The sequence below is a fragment of the Burkholderia sp. PAMC 26561 genome (assembly GCF_001557535.2).
Lineage (GTDB): Bacteria > Pseudomonadota > Gammaproteobacteria > Burkholderiales > Burkholderiaceae > Caballeronia.
In genome coordinates, this window is the sequence record NZ_CP014307.1 from 1,183,331 (window position 1) to 1,204,150 (window position 20,820).

At 58.6% G+C, this 20,820-nt stretch carries 9 protein-coding genes and 3 pseudogenes; 5 read left to right on the forward strand and 7 right to left on the reverse strand.

All coding sequences use genetic code 11. The annotated features are described in order from the left end of the window. Positions 1-271 precede the first annotated feature (271 nt). Positions 272-3,457 carry a UvrD-helicase domain-containing protein gene (locus AXG89_RS20965; protein WP_062172271.1) on the reverse strand — a complete coding sequence of 1,062 codons (3,186 nt, stop codon included), beginning with the start codon at positions 3,455-3,457 and terminating at the stop codon, positions 272-274. A 1,273-nt stretch (positions 3,458-4,730) separates the two neighbouring features. On the opposite strand from AXG89_RS20965, the gene AXG89_RS20975 reads away from it, so the two are divergent. The 3 genes from AXG89_RS20975 to AXG89_RS20985 are packed head-to-tail and all read left to right on the forward strand — an operon-like array spanning position 4,731 to position 11,691. Beyond that, positions 4,731-6,956 carry an HsdM family class I SAM-dependent methyltransferase gene (locus tag AXG89_RS20975; RefSeq protein ID WP_236873433.1) on the forward strand — a complete coding sequence of 742 codons (2,226 nt, stop codon included), beginning with the start codon at positions 4,731-4,733 and terminating at the stop codon, positions 6,954-6,956. Beyond that, a complete protein-coding gene (locus AXG89_RS20980) occupies positions 6,953-8,236 on the forward strand; it encodes a restriction endonuclease subunit S (protein WP_119024674.1) in 1,284 nt (427 codons plus the stop codon). Before AXG89_RS20975 ends, AXG89_RS20980 begins: the two co-directional genes overlap by 4 nt. A 14-nt stretch (positions 8,237-8,250) precedes the next feature. Continuing rightward, positions 8,251-11,691: a type I restriction enzyme subunit R domain-containing protein gene (locus AXG89_RS20985; RefSeq protein WP_062172623.1), complete on the forward strand. Its 3,441-nt coding sequence runs from the start codon at positions 8,251-8,253 to the stop codon at positions 11,689-11,691. Here AXG89_RS20985 and AXG89_RS20990 read toward each other — a convergent pair. The 3 genes and pseudogenes from AXG89_RS20990 to AXG89_RS44675 form a co-directional block, all read right to left on the reverse strand. Beyond that, positions 11,686-12,069, reverse strand: a pseudogene (locus AXG89_RS20990) (tyrosine-type recombinase/integrase); the annotation flags it as partial. The gene AXG89_RS20985 and the pseudogene AXG89_RS20990 sit on opposite strands and share 6 nt — an antisense overlap. A 417-nt stretch (positions 12,070-12,486) precedes the next feature. Beyond that, the gene (locus tag AXG89_RS20995; RefSeq protein ID WP_236873434.1) at positions 12,487-13,500 is read right to left on the reverse strand and encodes an ATP-binding domain-containing protein; all 1,014 of its coding nucleotides are present in this window, start codon (positions 13,498-13,500) and stop codon (positions 12,487-12,489) included. A 45-nt stretch (positions 13,501-13,545) separates the two neighbouring features. Further along, positions 13,546-13,662, reverse strand: a pseudogene (locus AXG89_RS44675) (hypothetical protein); the annotation flags it as partial. 405 nt (positions 13,663-14,067) lie between these two features. Between AXG89_RS44675 and istA the strand changes: the two are divergent. Together istA and istB are read left to right on the forward strand one after the other, a co-directional pair. Continuing rightward, positions 14,068-15,135, forward strand: a complete 1,068-nt coding sequence (gene istA / locus AXG89_RS21000; protein WP_442861749.1) for an IS21 family transposase — start codon at positions 14,068-14,070, stop codon at positions 15,133-15,135. Further along, a complete protein-coding gene (gene istB, locus AXG89_RS21005) occupies positions 15,132-15,968 on the forward strand; it encodes an IS21-like element helper ATPase IstB (RefSeq protein ID WP_062172277.1) in 837 nt (278 codons plus the stop codon). Before istA ends, istB begins: the two co-directional genes overlap by 4 nt. Positions 15,969-16,071: 103 nt before the next feature. Here istB and AXG89_RS21010 read toward each other — a convergent pair whose 3' ends face one another. From AXG89_RS21010 to AXG89_RS21020, 3 genes and pseudogenes are all read right to left on the reverse strand, one after another. After that, a complete protein-coding gene (locus AXG89_RS21010; protein ID WP_119024675.1) occupies positions 16,072-17,112 on the reverse strand; it encodes an ATP-dependent nuclease in 1,041 nt (346 codons plus the stop codon). After that, positions 17,015-17,884 (reverse strand): hypothetical protein, encoded by an 870-nt coding sequence (locus AXG89_RS42230; RefSeq protein WP_062172279.1) that lies wholly within the window; start codon positions 17,882-17,884, stop codon positions 17,015-17,017. Before AXG89_RS42230 ends, AXG89_RS21010 begins: the two co-directional genes overlap by 98 nt. Positions 17,885-18,524: 640 nt before the next feature. Next, positions 18,525-19,744, reverse strand: a pseudogene (locus tag AXG89_RS21020) (tyrosine-type recombinase/integrase). Between the last annotated feature and the right edge of the window lie 1,076 nt (positions 19,745-20,820).

Genomic DNA, 20,820 nt, shown 5'->3' on the forward strand with positions numbered 1-20,820 from the left:
GCAGCCATTCGGTGGCCTTCGAATAAAAGGAATGCCGACTACCGCCGTCTCAAGCATAGCGCAATCAAGCCATAAACGTGGTTCGACGACGGCCGCGAAGGGAGGGAGGATCTTCCACTGAAGCCTTGATTGATCTTTGCCGTTAGCGGGGAGCGAGTCGGCAGCTTCAAAATGACTCGCAGCGTGCTTTCACCGTTCGGCCGGACACAGCAGTTTCCGTCCGGGAACTGAAAAGTCTCCTGGTATAGTTCAAAATTCTCGATGGAAAGCATCATGGGATTTCCCACGCGGTGCCTTTAGTCGCACTTGCCTTGATTTCGAAAGAATGCTCAAAGAATTTTGTCATCACAGGAGCTGCTGGGCGTCCGATCAGAATCATTTTCCGGTTAGTCTCAATATCGTCTGCCGTGACATCGCTCGCAGCGGAGGATACTAAATTGCTGGATTCGATCCGGCCCAGGCACTCGTCCAGTCCAGCCTTGGTCAATACCATCGCGTCTGGATCAGTGCGCAATTGCCTGACATGTTGGTGCCTGAGCCATTCGGCGAGTTCTTGTCGAGGAATCAGGAATCCCAGTACCGGATAGGCCATCGGCCTGCCAACCTCTAGCTGGCTAGCTTGATCCACGCCTTGTGCCACCAGAAATGAGGCGAGGGTATGTGCGCTGAGCTGTCGCTGCGAAAACTTCAGCACTTCGCTGTGGCGGTGAAGCTTTAAATTTGCAACGGGCTTTGGACCATCGACGATCTCTACACCCGGGTCGGATGCGGAAGTCGAAGGGGCCGGCGTTGGCGCTGCCGCAGTATTGAGGTTGCCGGTCTCATCGTCATCGTTGTCCCGGATCAGCGGCGCGAGCCGTGCATTCAGTTCCGACCACGCCTCGTTGCTCATGATGCCATTGCGGGCAATCGGGCTTTCCATGTCCTGGTAGAAAGCGCGGAACTCGCGCCATTCCATCTGTTTTCTGCGTCCGCCACCCGAGCGAGCCTCCGTCTTGATGCTTCCCGTTACATGCTGAAGCATCTCGTCCTGCACTACCTGACTGAGTCCTACCGCTTCCCGCATCCGTAAGAATTCGCGACCGCTTACACCCCAGTTCGTGACGTTGCCGGTCTGACGCAACACCGGCGATGGCCACACGACACCGGCGACATCGGCGGGGTTGTCTACGTGCTCCTCCCAGCCCGCTTCGTTGAAGAGCTCCGTCGCCGCTCCCACGAAACGGGAAAGGCCGCCATGGAAACTGACGACCAGCTCGGTCTTTGCGCGTGTCAGCGCCACATAGAGTTTGAACAGCTCGCGGAAGGACTCATGCTCGGGCAAATCTGGATGCGGAATCACCTTTCCGCCACAGTTGAGTACAACCATCAGGTCGAACTCAAACCCCTTCGTTTGCTCTAAGTCGGACAAGAACAACGACTGTGCTGACAAGTCCGTGTTTCCGCACAGCGCGGGCAATGCCAGGCTGGCCGCCAGACGCTCCACGGCGGCTTGCGAATATCCACATAACGAGATACAGACCTTGTGATTAGGTGCCCCTTCGATATTCTCGCGCGCGTAAGTCAACGCCATGGCGAGCTCTTCCTGAATGGAAGAGGCGTTCAGCAGCAGTGGCTTGGCAGATGTGAAGTTGGCGAACTCTGGCTGCAGAATTTCCAGATCAATAGTTCCGCGCGGAATGCTGCTGAAGGAGCGTGTCAGGAGCTCGTATGCTGCGGTCAAAATCTGGCGGCTGTTCCGATAGTTCTGGTTCAGTCTGATCCAGCGCGCCGGGGGTAGATCAATCTCCGCATCTTTTAAGTTCAGATATTTTGTATGCACAGTCTGTGCCGAGTCGCCACACAAGAACAGGTCGTTGGCGCCTGGGCGAGTCAATCGGCGAATGATGCGTAGCTCCAGCGTGCCTAGATCCTGTACTTCATCGACAAGCACGTGGTCAAACTCTTGTGTCAACGCATTCACATGCCCGCACAGCACGGTTGCGATGCCTCCATCATCAATGGCTCCCACCGCGGCCATTTTACGTTCCCATCCTGCTAAGCCGTTCAGCACCATCTCACGGTAGCGACGGTCCAAGGCAATCACTCTCCCGTCACGTTGCATGTCCAGGTAAGCACTCCGGTTTTCCGGCGCAAAGGCACTCCGCACGTAGTCCAGTTCCTGACGCAAATAGTCCTGCGGCAGCACGTTACGGACGAGTAAGGTGCGCACCACATCGAACATAGTCTCTGCATCATGATTGTTCGCCTGACAGTGGAAATACTCTTCCCAAATGTCGTCGATGTGCTCGGCTACTGCAAAGGCGTTGCGCTGCACGATGCGCTTGCCGTAGTAGTCACCCTTATCGGGCTCCAAAGCGATGAGTTTCTCGCGGCAAAGGTTAAATACCGACTTCACCATCAGGTTGCGGGGGCGCGTCGATCCGCTTTCGGCGTCGATCAACTCATTGATCAGCTTGGCGAGAGCCTCATTCAGCGTCAGTACCAGCACCTTCTTATCGGTGGCTCCACGCGCAAGACGCAGGGCTCGGTGAATCACAACACACGTCTTGCCTGAGCCAGACACACCGGCCAAACGAGTAGGGCCGGCAAAATCTCTATCCACGAACTCCCGCTGCTGCGGATGCAGGTACAACATCCACTGTTTGAAGTCGGCGGTCTTGATGAAGTGCTCGAACAGGACCGGGTCAATATCCTGGACCCGCACGGTTTTTTCACTCGAAGATATCCTGGCAACCTCATCGGCATTGAGCGTGTCGACGGTGCGCACCTCATCGGCATATAAATCAACCCGTGCCTTGGCTCCGCGGATGTCGCTGGAACGCAATTTCAGCAAGACATCCAGCACGGCGTCGGCATGCGTTGATTCCGCGATGGTACTGACGATATCCAGGAGGGCATCTTCCGATGTGTGTGATTTCACACTACGAACATGTTCCACCACATCACCTTCGAGCCCTTCCAGTAAGCGCTCACGATATCGTTCGGGTAGTTGATCGACGACGGGGCCAGTACTCATCCAGTCGATTTCAGATCGGATCAAACCCTGCTTGCCGTCAGCCCGGTTCGACACATAAACGGGAGCAACTTCAAGACGGCATCCTTGCACGCGAGCGACAAAATCCAGCCCTTTGTTCGCATCCAGCCAACGTGCTACCGCCTCATGATCGCCGGCAAACAAGAGGATGCATAGATTGTTGCTGTAGGCTGTCACGAGTCGTGCATAGCCTGTGAGATCAAACTTGCGGCAGTGGGCGATCCGGTCCTCACCGTTATTCGTAAGCGTCAGGCCGGCAAACACACCGTCAAAACTGTTTTCGCCCGCATTTGCCTTGCCCCACGCCTGATAGACACGTTCAGCAGCCTTCTGATATTTTCCCCCTTTTCGAAAGAGTGCGCTAAGGGAATCAGGAAACTCGGCGCCTTGCATGAATTCGATTTTGTTTTTTGTGCCCATGACTCTATCTCGTCCCACTGTCGTTCGCTGGATCAAAGGTTCATCATCGCATGCGTGCCAGCGGGCCGCCCTCGCCCGCAGCCTGGTCCATGCTGGTCTTGGCCGTGGACGGCCCTTGGTTCTTCGGCCAACTTCGCGCTCGCATAGATATTGTGGCAGTAGCCGATGAGTGGGTCGGTTCTGCGCGACTGGGCATCCGAGCCATTGCCTTTCCCCGTGCTGGTTCAATGCGCAGATCAGCTGATACGGGTCTTTCCGGACTGGCGCGTAAGGCATGTCGCTCCGGGCTCCATTTTCTCAAAGGTTCCCGGGTTTCGTCGTAGGCAACTGCTTCAGATTGCGCGCAGTGCCATTGACGCATCAACTTACCCTTACGATCGCGGTCAATCGCACGGGATCGCCCAGTATATTAACGGCAGAAACGCGGGAAACTCCAATCGGCTTTACGATTCGGCTGCCCCGTCGGGCGATCGGCAGGCCTAGTCCCCGCAAAGGCAAGAAAAACGCCGAGTCGAAATTGCACTTACCATGAGTGGCAGTAGTTTCTTGCCGGCTCGTATAGACCGCCTCGAATTTATCACCGCTGCATCATCAGCAGCTTCTCGCCAATACTTGTCGTGCTGCACGCATGTCCTCGACGACGAGCACGACGCCGCTCTCGAAGAACAGTTCATCATGATTGTCACGCCGTATCGACTGGAGCATTCCTCTTTTCGGGACGTTCGACAAGTATCCAGCGGCTCCTTCGCGCCTTGGTGAAGGCGTAAGCCTCTACCTGAAACACGACAGCGCATACCGCAACCTGCTACCGATCATATGGGATAAAGGGTGGCAAACCCGAACAGTAAGGTTTGCTCATTGCAGGACTTAATGAAATTCGAGATGTGTTCAGCCGGTCGTGATCACCGAACCAGCATATGGTTTGACGGGTGACGTCACCGCTGAGGTGTCCAGCCCTGAACGGCGAAGGGCCCGATGGGTGGCTACGTCGGGTGCCCAGACGATTTACGGGCGATCCGAAGCGGAAGCATTCATGAGAAGGCGATAATCCCAGCTTTAGGGCTTGATCTGTTGTATTACAATGGTAGTTTGAATGTATTGCTATCTGCACTCGGGCTGATCGCATGAAAACTGTCAAGAACGCTCCCACGGCCTTTCGCTTCGACACTACGGTCAAGACCGCTTTGGCGCTGCTTGCGGACAAGGAAGGACGGAGCATGGCCAACATGCTCGAATGGCTCATACGGAAGCAATGTGAGCGCGAGGGGTTGGGATGGCCGCCCGCTATCGAGGGCACCGCGGCGCCGGCTCCCGCGCGAGGAGGCAAGGTGTCCGCGAAACCTGCTCGAAAACGCGCCGCTGTGGCGTCGACAAACAAAAATTGATTGGACTCATGGCACAGAAAATTGGAGCGGCATTGCTCTCCTACACAGAAACGATCTGGAAGACGGCGGACACGCTGCGCGGGGCGGGCATCAAGGAGGGCGACTTTCCTAGCTACATGATGCCGTTTTTCGCGTTGATGCTTTTGGAATCTCGACTGCGCCGCTTCAAGGCGGAAAAGATCTCCGAGTTTGAGCAGGCGATGGCGGTCAAATTCGACCCGGAGAAGGCCGAGCATAGGGAGTGGTTGGAGCTGTCTGCAAAGGCTATGAACAAGGGCTACCACCCCGAACTGCTGTTGCTCGACAAGGGTCTCAAAGAGACCTGCGCCGTTCCAGGTGGCAATTTTCGCAATCGCCTCATGGCGCACCTCGGGCAATACGACCCGGAGACGAGGCGCCTCCTCGGACTGGGCTACGCCGAGGGCACGCCGAAGTTTCTGGACATCCAGGGAAAGGCGTCCGATCTGTTCTCGCGGCCAAACAGTCCGCTCTACGCGTTCGCGCAGAAGTGGGCGGCCATCGACCTCACGCGGTTTAGCAACTCGGAGGTGACGACCATCGAGGAACACATCAAGCGCCGCTGGGGAGACATCTCGGCCGAGACGGCCGGTGAGCAATACACACCAATGGATGTCATCGAACTAGCGGCCGACCTCATCGTGGAGTTGCGCAGGGAGGGCAAGCTTTCCGAGGGGATCGCGGACATCTACGACATGGCCTGCGGCGGCGGCAATTTTTTGTTCGCGACCGAGGACGCTCTCCGCTCGGCGTTTCCGAGCCTGTCGGTGCGCACGAGAGGCCAGGAGCTTAACGACGCGCTCTACGCGCTGGCGGCGATCGAGGCGCGCTTTCGCGAGGACGCGCGCATCGAGCGCGAGAACACGCTGACCAACGACTTGTTTCTCTCCGATAAGTTCGATGTCATCGTCGCCAATCCTCCCTATGGGCTGGACTGGAAAGATTCCAGGTCGGCCGTTGAGGCGGACGCGTCCGGGCGCTTTGAGAAGACCCGCATGCCGCCAGTGTCCGACGGCCAGCTTTTGTTTTTGCAGCACGCGGCCTTTCACCTGACCGAGACGGGCGTTGCGACCATCGTCCACAACGGATCGACCCTGTTCTCAGGCGACGCCGGAAGCGGAGAGTCCCAGACGAGGATCTGGCTTCTTCAAGAGTTGGACATCGTCGAGGCGATCGTTCAGCTGCCCCGCGGCGAGTTTTTCAACACCGATATTTCGACCTATTTGTGGGTGCTCAACAAGTCGAAGCCGAAGGCGCGAAAGGGACGCGTAATCCTCATCAATGCAGAGGCGTGCTTCACCAAGTTGAAGCGCAACCTGAACAAGAAGAATTGTGAGATAGACGCCGCCAACCGAAAGCGCGTCGTCGCGGCGTTCAAGGCCTACCAGGATGGTCCGATCGCGAAGGTCGTGTCGGTCCAGGATATCCTCTACAACAAGGTCGAGCTCCAAGTGCATCGCCACGACGAGAATGGCCGCGCCATAGCCGAGGAGGTGTCGATCGAGGGCGAGCGGTTGCTCGTGACGCTCGACGACGAGACTTTTGAGATCCTCGGTGGGCGCTTGGACGTTGAGCAGTTCGAAGGAGCCGCCCCCAAGGACACATCCGCCATGTTCAACGAGGCCGTCAAATGCGCTTCGCGCGTGGCGGTCGGTTTGGAGGACGGGACCGAGTGGTCTCGCGTCGGCGACTATGGGCGCGTCTCGTTGCGGAAAAAGGGTAAGGAGCGAGACCTTGGGCTAGGCCGGATTCTGCCAAGAGCGAAGGTCGGCAAGTCGAAAGGCGGCGAATTCGTGCACGTCAACATCGTCGTGGCGCCATTGATAGAAAAGGACTTCGAGGTGGTCGGTTATTCGAAGTCCGCCCGCAAGAACGATGAGTTGATCGCGCTGCACCTTGACAAGTGGGTGCGCGAGCCACACGAGGTGGTCGGATCCCGCGTTGGCTGCGAAATCAACTTCAATCGCATCTTTCCGCGCGCGGTGAGGGTCGACTCGGCAACCGCCGTGATGGCCAAGCTGAGGGAGGTGAACGTTGAGATCCAAAAGTTGGAGTCCGAGTTCGCCTCAAGCTTGGCAAAGGCCACGGCTAAATGAGCACGTCGTGGCAAGTCGAGAGACTCAGATCGTTGGCGCAGGTCAACCCGGCAACTCGAATTCCCCGCAAAGGGCAGCTCGACTTCTTTCCCATGGAGGCGCTGGTCGAGGGGGGAGGTATCGCGCGCGGCCATAGCAAGGACGTTTCCGAGGCCGGCGGCTACTCGCAGTTTGTGAACGGAGACGTTCTTTTCGCGAAGGTCACGCCCTGCTTTGAGAATCGCAAGTGCGCGTTGGCGGATGGGCTCGAGCGAGGCGTTGGCTTGGCGACGACCGAGGTGTCGGTGTTTCGGCCAAGTCGCCGCATCTTGCCCGAGTTCCTGTTGTATCGATTGCAGGCGTTCGACTTCCAGGAGTTCGGCGTGAACGCGATGCGGGGCGTTGGCGGATTGAAGCGAGTGCCCGACCGGATGGTCGGAGACTTCGAGCTCAGGCTGCCACCACTCCCTGAGCAGCGGCGCATCGTCGCGTTCATCGAGCGGGAGCTCGCGCTCTTCGCCGAGCGCCGCGAGGCGCACGAGCGAAAGAAGGCGGTGTTGGCGGAGGCCAAGCAGGCGCTGCGCGAGGCGATCGCGTTTGGCCGGCTCAGGCCTGGTGACGCGCGCTCGCCGTCGGAGGAGCCATGGCACGGGGAGGTGCCGAGCCACTGGGGAATGGACCGGCTGGGCAACCTGTTTCGAGAGGCCGCGGAATTGGGTTACGCCGATCTGCCGGTGCTGAGTGTGTCGATCCATTCGGGGATCTCCGACAGGGAGATGGCTGACGAACCAGGCTCCCGCAAGGTTAGCCGCAGCGAGGACCGTGGCATTTACAAGCGCGTCGAGCCGCTCGACCTCGTCTACAACCAAATGCGCGCGTGGCAAGGCGGCTTCGGAGTCGCGAGCGTCGAGGGCTTGGTGAGCCCGGCCTACGTCGTCGCCCGGCCGCGGCGCAGAGTGGTCCCGGCCTACGTCGAGCATGTGCTTCGGTCGCCGTCCGGCATCGAGGAGATGCGTCGGCGTTCGAGAGGCATCATCGATTTTCGGCTGCGCCTCTATTGGGACGAGTTCAAGGACATTCGAATTCCGCTGCCGCCAATCGAAGAGCAGTCGGCGATCGCCGCCGATATCGACGCGAAGCTGGACATGGTGGACAGGCAGATCGTGCTGCTCGAGAAGTCGCAGGAGGGTTTGGCTTTGCAGCGCAGCGCGCTGATTCACGAGGCGGTCACCGGGGCCTTGGCGCCGGCCGTCATGGGGCGCGCGGCGCCGACAAAACCCGGCGCCGCGTGCGCCGTTTGAGCGAAGGACCGAACGTGGCGCACGGATTCAAAGAGATCGATTTTCAAGAGGGGGTGTTTCTCCCCTTTCTCACCGGCCATGGGAAAAATGGCTTGGACTGGATCTTGGGGAAGCCGTCAGACCTCGACTCCGCTCGCTGGGTCGTCCCAGCCGACTTGCTCGCGTTCCTTCGAGATGGCGGCCCCTTGAACCAAGCCGCGTTCGAAAAGGCGTCCAAGGGCTTCGCGTCCGAAGCCGAGTTCTGCCTGGCGTTCATCGAGGAGGCGCTGCTGCCGCGCGTGGAGGCGACCTCGAACGCCGCGTTCGTGCTCAGGGACCCCGTCGTCTTCAACGGCCAATCATTCTCGCTCTGGAACGAGGAGCCCCGCGCCGGAGCGGAACGCGCGGCCGCCGATCTGTTCGCGAGGAATTTGCTGCGCGTCATCCCGGAGGCGACGTTCGAGCGCGTCTTTCCGCTGACGGGGAAGAGGATTCGGAGGCGCCCGGACTGCGTCTTCTTCGTCAACGGGATCTATTTCGCCTACTCCGAGTTGAAGACCGCGCAGACTGGGCAAACTGCGTCCTCCCATGGCCGCAAGAAGATCGCCCACAACTGCGTCGAGGCTGCCATCGCCGCCCTTGGAGAGGCGCGTGAGCGTTGGTTGCAGCAGGGGGCGAAGTGGCCGAGTTTCCGAGGTCGATCGATGCCGGCTGGCGAGCGGGCCCGCATTCGGCAGGACATTTGCCTCTACGAGAAGGCCACTCACATCAGCTGCCTGGACATGGGCAACCTGATGTTGTTGCAGAATATGGAATGGCTGCTCGCCGATGTCGACGACGCGATGGAGCGGGACGATCGGATCGAGCTCGAATCGGGGATCCCCGATCGCCTCGTCCAGGTTTTCGGCCAGGCCGCCGACATCCGCGACAAGTCCCCAAGCGCCGCGTTGGCGGACCATCTGGCCTCGCTCTTCGCGGCCGGCGATGGCATCGACAAGGAGGTCTTCTTCTTCAACCAGCATCGGCCTAGCCGGACCACGACTGGCACCGAGATTCTGATGCCCAGGCCGGCGCAGCGTGCGATGCTGTTCCAAACCATGCGACGCGTCCGGGAGCTCTACGCGGACGAGGGAAAGCCGAAGATAGGCGAGTCGGACATCCGCGCCAGGCTGGCCGTCGACCTGCCGGCGTTGGAGCCGGCGAAGGCGGACCGGATAGTCAAACAAACGCTGTTGCATCGCAATGGCGCCGACTCGCACTCGCTCCTGTTGCAAGGCGCCGCCGGGCTGGGAAAGACGAACGTCATCGTGTGGCTGGCCCAAGCCATCGCCGACATGGCTGATCCGCGCAGCGCGGCGGCGGCGCCTCTCTTCGACTTGTGCGTGCTCCTCACTGATCGGACCGAGCTGCGCAAGAACGTCGCGGAAGAGGCCGGGCGGCTGCGCGCCACCAAGGGGATCGTCGTCGAGGCTGAGACGTTCGCCCAGTTGCGCGGCGCGCTCGAAGGCTCGGCGCGCGTCGTCGTGGTGAACATCCAGAAATTCCCCTCCATCCAACGCCTCGCGAGCGACGATCCGGAGTTGTCCAAGCTGTTGGAGAGCAAGAGGGTGGCGTTCGTCATCGACGAGGTGCACCGATCGCAAAATGGAGTACTGCACGACGCGACGGTGGAGGTGTTCGACCAGTGGGGAACGATCCGTCCCGTAGGTGCGAAGCGCAACTTGATCGTCGGCCTCACCGCGACGCCCAAGGACGAGATCCTCGCCCGCATCGGTGAGTGGCGCGCGCCCACGGGGCCGGGGGACGACATCCGATGGGCGCCATATTTCGCCTACACGATGACGCAGGCCATCCGCGACAAGGTCATCCTCAATCCGATCCAAAACGTCGTCCGGTTCAGCGACCACATCCTCTACAAAATCACCGAGTCGGTCGCCAAGCTTGGCCAAGAGGAGCGGCTCAGAGCCCCGTCGGCGGAGGAGATTTACGAGAACCCGAGCCGGCAGCGCCTCGTCGCCAAGCAGGCGGTGTTGGTGTTCGCAGCCAAGACGATGATGGCGGTCCGGCCATCGGGCGGCCGGGCCCTGGGCGAGGGCAAGGCGCTACTGGCTGCCTACTCGATCCGGGCCGCAATCGTCTACCAGGGACTGATCAAGGAGGAGCTCACCGCATTGGCGAACGACCCGCGGTTCGCGGAGCATGCGGAGACGCTTCGGGCTATTCCAGTGCTGCTGCTTTACACGGACAAGCAAGGCGAAGCGACCTGCGCGTCGAAGAACGACGGAAAGAACCAAGAGCAGATCATCGACGAGTTTCGGCGCAAGGGCATCGAGAGCCACACGGGGCTCAAAGTGCGCAACGCGATCATCGTGGTAGTCGACAAGCTTTTGACAGGCTTCGACGAGCCGACCCTCCACACGGTCTTTATCGACCGAGGCATGGACGATGTGTTGCTGTTTCAAACCGCATGCCGGATCAACCGGGCCCGTAAATACAAGAACGACTGTCTGATCATCGATTTCTCGCACGACGGCATCGTCTCGAAGAACCTGCCAAAGGTTTTCGCGAAATATGGCGGCATCACGGTCTCGGACCTCGACGCTATGGACGTCATGGAGAAAATGGACGCGGCCTACCGCATTTTCTTCCTGGACAAGGACATCGAGCTCCACTGGAAGACATGGAAAGCGACCAGATCGGGCGGCAAGGACGCCATCGGGGCCAGGAGCCTGTCCGATTTCTTGGACGGCTTAGTCAAGCTCGACATCGTGCGGGCGGCACTGCTTCGTAAGGCAGGCTCCGCATGGCTGTCGAGCAGGGATAGGTTGCGTGGCATTCTCGACTTTGAGCGCAACGAGCTACGCAAGCACAAGGATTTGCTGCGCGCCGAATTCGCGGAGCAGGTGGTGCGCCACCTGGCGGCGCAGACGAAGGATGCTGACGAAAGCGTGGCCGCGGTGTTCGACATAGACATGGTCGAGGACGCGGAGGGCTGGGGCCTCGACGACCTGCCCGACGCTCCCGCGCGCAAGGAGCGCCGCGCTAACGCAGGCCAAGACGGGCCGCAATCGGTGAAGGCCATCTCCGAGTCTTTGGACGCTTTCGAGCTGTTGGCCGCCTTGCAACTGACCGAGGAGCAGAAGCTCGAACTCATGGAGCGGCTAAAAGCGTTCCTCGCCGCGCTCTTCAAGGCGATGGACGCCACGGGGAGGTCCCGCAATAACGACATCCATCGCAAGATGATTCTCGCGATGGCAAAGGAGGGCGCCGATTTCCCTTGGGAAGAGCGTTTTGAGAAGTTCAAGGAACTGCTCGACGCCGCGGCGCTAGCCCCCGCGATCTTTGCGCATCCCAACCGAAAGGCGTTCATGCAGCCGCTGATGAAGCGGTCGGAGTTGGTGATGGCTGACTACGAGGAATGGATTGCCACGGATGGTGCCTCCATCGCCTTGAGAGCGGCCAACTCGGCCTTATAACGCCCTCCGCGTGAGAGCAAAACTCAGCGAAGGCAGGCCCATCCGATTGTAGGCCGAACCGAGGTTGTCTGGAACGGGTTGCGCAAGTAGGTGCTCGATCACCTCCGGTTTATGCTCAAGTTCCTCGCGCAGAATCGTACGAACCATCGTCCGAAAGCCGTGGCCGGTAATCTCCGCGCGCGTCGTACCCGAGTCGGCGCAGAGCTGCATTGATGGCCGCTTCGCTCATCGTACGAAGGTTGGAGCGAGCGCCCGGAAACACGAAGCGGCCTTGCCCCGTCAGGGCGTGCAGTTCGCGCAGGATTGCAACTGCCTGCTTGGCGAGTGGCACCAGGTGCTCCGTCCTGGTCTTGCTAAGAGGTAGCGCCATTCGCCCCTAAGTGGTTAGCAGAAACTCTGTTTGCGGCACCCTTTTGATTGTTGATTAAAGCATGCTTGAAAACCCGTTGTCGCCTGGATTATCGCGGTTGTGCTATTCGTGTGGCTGTTTAGATGCTTGAGCGGACAAACGTCACTTCTTGGGGGCGCGCCATCCCTTTTCATTGTCCCGCGACGGGCAATAAGCTGTGGGGCGAACACACAGAATGGTCATTCGTACATTTCGCGCGAAACCGATGTGGCCTATGCGGTTGATGGGGCCTGGGCACAGGTCGTCCCGCTGCGCGAGGACCCGTGCACGCCGGCCTTGGTGAGCCTCTTGCGCGCGGTTAGTAGCGCCCAGAAATCGTCTCGGGGCGGCCCTTTAAAGGGCGAGGGGCGAGGGGCGAGCAAAGAGCAATTTTTCGCGCATCGGGGCTATAGCTGGAAGAGCGGGGATGGGTTGCCCTCAGGGACCACAAGCGCCAGTCGTTTGCAAGACCTGCTAAGGGCGACATATAGAAGGCATCGGTTCTTCTGGTTAGGAGCGAGACTGTTTGCATCGCATGGGATCAGAATTGCTCCGTCGCATTCAAGCCCTTTGGACTTGTGGATGGTGCTAATCGATTGGGAAGGTACGCGGTCGGTTCGCCTGCCGCGCTGGTGCGAAAGTCCGGCAAGCACGGTACTAATATCAGGATGTGAATGGATCCGTCGTGCTTCGGCAAACTCTTTTCGCAGATCGACGCGAGCCTCGCGGAAGTGTTCGCTGGCATTCATTAGGTGATGGACGCGATCGATTGCTTCGCCGACGCCTATATGACTAGGCTGCCGTACGATCAACCGAGCGACTGACTGAATCTCAGCTGGCTTGCCACGGCAAGGCCTGACACAATTGGTCTCTAGTTCTTGAGTAAGCCGGTTACCGAAGGATGTCGCTGAAAAACCTTTTCCGATAGCCTCGAGGAAGATACACATTGACCTGCCAAGACCTACCGGATCGCCGGATCGGATCCGGCAGGCGGCGAGAAGGTCCCCCAAAGCGCTCCTTGTATAGCCCTCCCAGATTGGGATGCGAGTTCCCCAGAAGGCGTTGAGGCCGAAGACGGTCTGATTGTGAGCCGTCAACACCAGCAGATTTGGACTGTTCCGGACCAGTGCATCGAGCGGGCGACGTTCAGCCGGGCTCAGTTGGAAGCCGCCGAAGCGTGGCGCGCGATTGTCGGCCCGCAATAGGTGCAACCCAATAGGCAACCTATGCCGGAGGTCGACTCTGCCGCCGGTGCGCAGATGCTCCCTCTGTTCGAGCACCCAGGCGCCCAGTGCGGGAGAGCCGGAGGCCCAGCGATGTACGGTGTCCAGTCGCTCGAACGCGTTGGCGGTCACCGCAAGCTCACGCCATTGCAGCTCTTGCGTTTCCCGTTCCAGTCCCGTGTTGAAGATCGCTTGCATCGGGTCGCCGAAGAACCTCACTTTCGCACTTGCCTGCGCAAGCGTTTCGACAATGGTGTGTTGGTCGCTGCTGGCATCCTGATGCTCGTCACAGATTACTATTGGGTGCCGCTCTGCTACCGCGCCGGCGACGCTGGGCGAACGGACGAGCAGAAGTTGCACCCTTTTGCAAGGTCGGCATAGCTGTCGGGGCCTCGGTCAATCGACCACGCGTGAATATCAGCCGGTAGGTCGAGAGCCCGGTGGTAGACCTTCGCGATCATTGCCACTAGCGAATCGATGGTCCCGATCCGCAACCGCCCCTCCAGGTCGGCAGTTCTCGACGAGAAGACGTCACAGGCGGAATGCGTATGCGCCAATATAAGTACCCGCTGGCCTTTACCTAGGCCAGTTGTTGCATCCCGAGCGTAGCTGGCGGCCTGGTGTGTTTTGCCAGTCCCTGCAGGCGCCTCGACGACGACACGTTGCACGTCCGAGCGCAGCTGTCACGCGCAGTTGTAAATTAATACAGCAACGCGTTTAGGAATTGATACACCTCGTTGTAGGGTTGCTCTTTTTGGGCGGCCCGTGATCAGCTACGAGGAGTACATGGAAATCGAGATTCTGCGTCGTCAGGGAAACAGCCTGCGAGACATCGCGGTAGAGACCGGCATGGCCGTCAACACGGTTCGGAAATATCTGGCATTGGGTCCTCCGCATCGCAAAGTGCGTGAGCCCGTCGTGAGTAAGCTTGCGCCGTTTAAGTCGTATCTTCAGGGCCGGGTCGAAGCAGCAAAGCCAGACTGGATCCCGGCGACGGTGCTCAAGCGAGAGATTGAGGAGCGCGGCTACAAGGGCGGATTGCGACAGGTGCAGGACTATCTGCAGAAACTTCGACCCGCTGCGCGTCCCGACCCAGTAGTCAGATTCGAGACCGAGCCGGGCCAACAGATGCAGATGGACTGGATCGAGTTTCGTAAGCCGGGACACAAGCTCGGCATGCTCGCGGCGTTCGTCGCCACGTTGGGCTACAGCCGCGTAAGCTACGCGGAGTTTGTCACCGACATGCGTGTTGAAACGCTGCTGGCTTGCCACGTGCGGGCATTCGAGGCGTTTGGAGGCCTCACCAGAGAAATCGTGTATGACAATATGAAAACGGTAATCCTGAAACGCGATGCATATGGCAAGAAACAGCATAGATATCATCCAGGATTCGCCGACTTCGCTAAACATCACGGGTTCGTGCCTCGCGTCTGCAAACCATACCGTGCAAAGACGAAAGGCAAAGTCGAGCGTATGAATGGTTATTTGCGCTACAGCTTCTGGGTCCCGTTGGTCTCAATGCTTAAACAAGCCGGGTTGACAGCGGACTGTGGCCTTTGCAATGAGCGTGTCAGGCGGTGGCTGCGCGACGTTGCCAACGTTCGTCTTCATGGCACCACGAAACGCGTACCAGCTGAGGTATTGCTCGAAGAGCGCCCACATTTGCTGCCGCTGCCGGCACCGTACGTGGGACGGTCGGTCCGAACTGGAGCGACGCCGCATGAGCAACCGAAACCGGTATCGCGGTATGCAACGTCGGAATGGGAAAAACCGCTGCAGCATCCGTTGTCGGTCTACGATGCCTTCAGCCGAACGCAGGAGGTGAACGCATGACGCCGCAGCTCGAGCGACTGACCGTGTTGTGTAAGCAACTCAACCTCCTGCATTTGCCGACGCAGATTGCGCACCTTGGACAAATGGCTGCGAAGCGCGAGCTTGGCTATCTCGACTTCCTCGAACACGCGTTAAAAGATGAAGCAATGGCTCGCACGGAACGAATGCGCCGGATGCTGACCCGTCTCGCCGGCTTCCCGGCGATCAAGACGCTTGATGATTTCGATTTCGAGTTCGCACTCGGCGTACCCAAACCGCTAGTTCTCGAGCTAAGCAGCCTAGCCTTTGTGGAGCGTGCGGAGAATGTCGTACTGCTCGGACCTAGTGGCGTGGGTAAAACTCACCTCGCATTGGCACTTGGATATCGTGCAACGCAGGCCGGGTTCCGCGTTCGCTTTATCACCGCCGCCGACCTCCTGATGCAATTGACGACCGCGTTGCGGCGTAACCAGCTCGAGGAAACCATCAAGCGCATCACGAAGCCGTACAGACTTCTGATCATTGATGAGATGGGATACCTGCCAATGGATCGGGAACAAGCGAACTTACTCTTCCAGGTCATTGCCAAACGATACGAAACGGGCAGTCTCGTCCTCACCAGTAATTTGCCGTTCGGTCAGTGGGATCAGACCTTTGCCGACGACGCAACGCTCACTGCGGCTTTGCTCGACCGGCTGCTTCATCACGCACACGTCGTGCCGATCTCCGGTGAATCGTATCGGCTAAAGGAAAAACGTCAGGCTGGAATGATCAACAGAATTGCGCCGCCGCACTTGCACGACGGGGACGACATCAAACGCAGACGTAATTCGAAGGAGGTAGCACCCAGCTAATAACCGCGTGAGCAGGTGTATTAATTTCCAATTGCGTTTGCGTACGAAGCTGTATCAACTTGAGATTGCGTTTGACACAGCGCCTCAGCGACAGAGGCGTCGCTCACGAGTTTCGCCTTTGAGCGACAGCCGGAACCGGATCGGCCTGTGTGCGGATAACCGCGTTGACGAACGGACGCAGCAAGGCGTCCAGTTGCGTCTCCCAAACGCCGGAGTTGTAAACCTTTCCTGCGAGTTCGCGGCCGCCTTCGATGCTCTTAAACCACGCCGTCGCATGTCCCTTGAAGGGATTGCGCTGCGCGGCCGGCGCGTCGCGCAATGCGTCGGGTACCTTACCCGTTGCGGCTTCGATGATCCATGGAACCAGGGGATGAACCTGGTGGCCGGAGTTCTCACCGCGGCGCTCTAAAGCAAGCGCACTCAACGCCTCAAACGATGTGTCAACCGTCGCCATCCGATCGGCGAGGGTACGCAACCGGTGTCCGGTTTTTTCGCCTTCTGGATCAGTTATAAGCGCTTGAAGCTGATCTGCTGGGAAAAACGGGATCACATTTTCCTCCATATTCCCGGTGTTCCACTGGAACAGAAGCGAGCCGACGCGGTTTGCCACTGCACGCCATCGTCCCGCGTCGCGGTTTTCGTTGTCTACAAAGCCGGCAAACTTCACGCCGCCGACCAAGAGTGCCTCTAGCAGCGTCAGGGTGTCGTCATTGCCGCCGCCGTCCGCGATATGTACTCCGCGATCCCTCCATCCGGGGAGTTCGCGATCGAAGATTTCTCGAAGGAACCCGACCTCCGTTGCTCCTTCGGCGACAAGTGTCACCCGGGCCAGAAATGCCTCCGGGTCTCGGGCGAGGTGGCGAGAAACCTTCTCTCGCGCTAGCGCGCCAACCCTACAGCCGGTATCGACATACCAGACCGACGCGTCAGTTGCAGCGGTCACGACTGAGGCGCTATGTGTGGTGATGAAAGTTTGCCCCTGTCCGGCGGCAATATGGCGAACGAGCTGACGCTGACGATAGGGCTCAAGCCCTCGCTCAAGTTCGTCAACGAGGGTAATCGGATGGCCGTCCTGCAAGGAGTCTGCGATGGCCAATGCAGCCAGACGACGGGTGCCGGAGCCCCAGGTGGCAAGGGGCAACACGACGTCGTTTTTTAACTGCGGTGAGGCCTATGAGCGCATTGATGGATTGCCCGGCGCCGCCGGTGACAGCCAGGCCGAGTTGGTTTGGGAGCTGACGCTCGACGAAGTCCTGATCGAGCTGCTCAAGGCGAGTGCGTGACTCATCGTCCAGATGCTGAACGACAGAGTCAGCGGCGAACTCACGGCCGAGCCGGGCGCGCAATCCACGATCATTGATTAGCCGGTCGAGATTAGATCCAACGACCAACCGCAGGTCGCGATCAGTGCGATCATCGCCTAGCAATCGTACGAGGCCAACCTTTCGCCGTAATGCCAAAGAGAACGCAGCGACACTGTCATCCGGCTGAACGATTTCGTAAACCAGCTCAAGATCAGCTGTGCCTCGAACGCGAACCTTGTAGACCGCATGTCTGCCTTGCTGAGGAGCCGGTAGGGGCGCGGTGTTTTCTGGCTCACCAGCTACCGCGAGCACTGCGTTCAGACCGTCCCATTCCCATGGCCACGCCATGGTAGCCTGGCGATTGATATCTCCTGGCAGGCTCATGATCGTTTCAATGAGAAATTCTTCTTCTACGAGACGGCCTAAGTAATCTGAGTCCAACAGTGTGTAGCTCGTGGTCGGACTGAGCAAAAGACCGATGGCCTCCAGGATTGTTGTCTTGCCGACGTTGCCTCCGCCTAGCAAAAGATTCAGAGCCCGTTGGGGGTGCCATGTCAGTTCCCGAATTCCACGAAAACGTTCGATGTGAAGACGCTTAATCTCTGATGCCATTCGAATCCCCCGATTCAGCAGTTCCGCACAGTTCGCTGTGCGACATAGTATCTAGGAATGGTTAGTGAATGAGAACAATGGGAATGTGCGTCTACGCTGGCTCAACGGCTAGGCGTGGCTAAGCTGAACGTTTACCGGGTCGGTAAATTGACTTCAGTTCGGCGATACGGCATATTCTTTCTTGCGGAAAAGTTGGCTTACAGGGCTGGGCACAACCGGCGTCATCCACACTCAGCCAATGGTGACATGTCATGCGGAGCAGCACATCGCTTCGCGCGGCAACGTTCGACACGAAGCAGTAAGTAAGTACCAGCAAGACGTTCAAAAGCAACGAACCGTGCAGAGCAAACCGCAAGCTAAGGCAATCAAACCAACTGCACAAGGAACCAAGCAAATGAACAAGAAAAACTGGAAATGTAAGGCATCAAAACTCGCGAAGTCAGCAGCTTGCTTCGCGATCGCAGCAATTGTGTCGAACGTAGACCTGAGTGGGGCTCTGTAAGCCAATTCAGATAAAAAGCCCAGCGTGTGTTGCTGGGCTTTTTTTTGTGCGGCTACTTCTCGGCGGTGTTGTCGCTGCTGTAGCGTGTTTTTCGCAGTATTCCCCTTAGTTGGAGGGGTTGTCGTGGGCGCAGTCTTATCACCGATGTGCGGCGATTGATACGACTTTCGCCCCGACCTTGATTCGATCAAGGTAGTCGGCCCACTGCTGCATCATGAGGCGCCGCTCACGGATGAACTTTGTCCGGTTGTAGGCAGAACCGAGGTCATCCGGAACGGCGTGCGCGAGTTGATGCTCGATCACCTCCGGTTTCTGTTCGAGTTCCTCATGCAGGATCGTACGCGCCATCGCCCGAAAGCCGTGGCCCGTAATTTCCGTGCGAGTGTCGTACCCGAGTCGACGCAGCGCTGCATTGATGGCGGCTTCGCTCATCGGACGAAGCTTGGAGCGGGCGCTCGGGAACACGAATCGGCCTTGCCCTGTCATCGCGTGCAGTTCGCGGAGGATTGCAACTGCCTGCGTGGCGAGTGGCACCAGGTGCTCCGTCTTGGTCTTGCTAATGAGGTAGCGCCATTCGCCCTTGTCCAGATCGAACTGAGTCCATTCCGCCTGCCGCAATTCGCCGGGCCGCACGAATATCATCGGTGCTATCTTGAGCGCACAAAGCACTGGGAACGTACCTGAAAAACCGTCAAACGCGCGCAGCATCTCTCCGATTTTCACGGGTTCGGTAATAGCCGCGAAATGCTTTTCTACTGGGGGGGTATCGCGCCGATCAGATCCTTAGCCGGGTCGGTCTTGCAAAACCCTTCCTTGATGCCATAGCGGAAGACCCGGCTGATCTCGCTGCGCACCCGATGGGCCGTAAATCGCGCGCCCCGGCCGTCGATGCGCTTTAGGACAGAAAGGATCTCCGGGGCGTCGATTTCGGTGATCGGTCTCTTGCCCAGCCACGGAAACACATCATTCTTGAAGCGGGCCGATGTCTTCTCGTACTGACCGATTTCAACAACCGTCTTGCGTTCTTCCATCCAGCCATTGGCGGCGACTTCAAATGAATTGGCGGCGGCGATGCGCACTGCGCGTTTTTCGGTTTTCTTCGCCTCGCCAGGGTCTATTCCCGCCGCAAGCTTTTCGCGCGCGTTGTCGCGTTTCTTGCGAGCTGCCGCTAGCGACACGGCTGGATATGCGCCGAGCGCGAGCGTTTTTTGTTTGCCGACGAACCGATAGTTCATCCGCCAGTATTTCCCGCCGGACTTATCGAGCTGAAGGTACATGCCGCCACCATCTGACAGGCGGTTGCCGGTTCCGTCTAAGTTGTAGCGTGCGTTCCTAATCTGGATGTCGGTGAGCGGCATGTTGGTATCTCGAAGCGGAAAAGTGCGTTTGCGAGGTCGATACCAACAAAAATACCACCCGATACCAACAGATGTCCACGGAACATCTCCGCTCAGCCAAGACAAAAAAACCCGCGAAGCCATGAGTTGGCGCGGGTTTCTGAAGTTCTCTGGAACTTGCCGGAATATTTTGTGGTGCCCGGGGCCGGAATCGAACCACCACGCCTAACAACAGTAGCTGTTGAGCTTCGCTTTGCGGTCAAAGGGCTTGCAAGAAAACTTCGTGAATGCGGTCGCCGCGGCCATACTCGGTCACGAGGCCAATTAAGTTTTCCGGTCAAAAGCCATGACCGTCGTTGGATAGCTTGCATAGCGGGGCAACATTTGATGCATGCTGGCATTCACTTGAAGACTGTAACGAAAATGTGCTGCGGGTACCCAACGCGATTTGCCATACTTGGCATGCTGAATCTGCTGCAGCCGTTGTTCGAGTTTAACGTCCGTGCGGGCAAATCCCGTAGCTTCGGAGGTCCCGAGAGACGTTGCTGCCATCAATCCGAAGAACGTTGCGCAGGTAACCCCGCGTAGGCCGCTCGGCGGATACAGCTGCTCGCAAGCTGCGAGTAGCGAGCAGGCCAAGGATCTCGTCATCCGTAAATATGTGTGGGACCACCGTCGATGGACCTCGAAAAGTCGTCGCGGTGGGACCTCGGTTGCAGGATCAAACTGGTGACAGTAGGCTGGAAAAAGGTGGGAGTACCTCGATTCTGCGTGCGCCGTCAGTCGACGTCGACTGCTGGAACTGTTTGCCTATCGGGCGGCAAGTTGTCGGGTTGGAGGACCAAGATGACCGATCGCTTCAGTGGAGCGCGCGAAGCGTGGCAGTTCTTCTTCCTTAACCTTGAGGGCGAAACCGGCCTGCCGGCGAACGGCGACGTACTCTTCGATCCATTTTGAGAATGGCGTATATGTCCTCATGAGGGTCGTCTTCCCGTGGCAGTGCCTTACGAGGCATTAGATTTTTCCGCCTATTTCCTCAGGCCGCAAACTGCGGTGTTCGTGATGACCCATATAATCAGAGCCGCTCACAGCCTGAG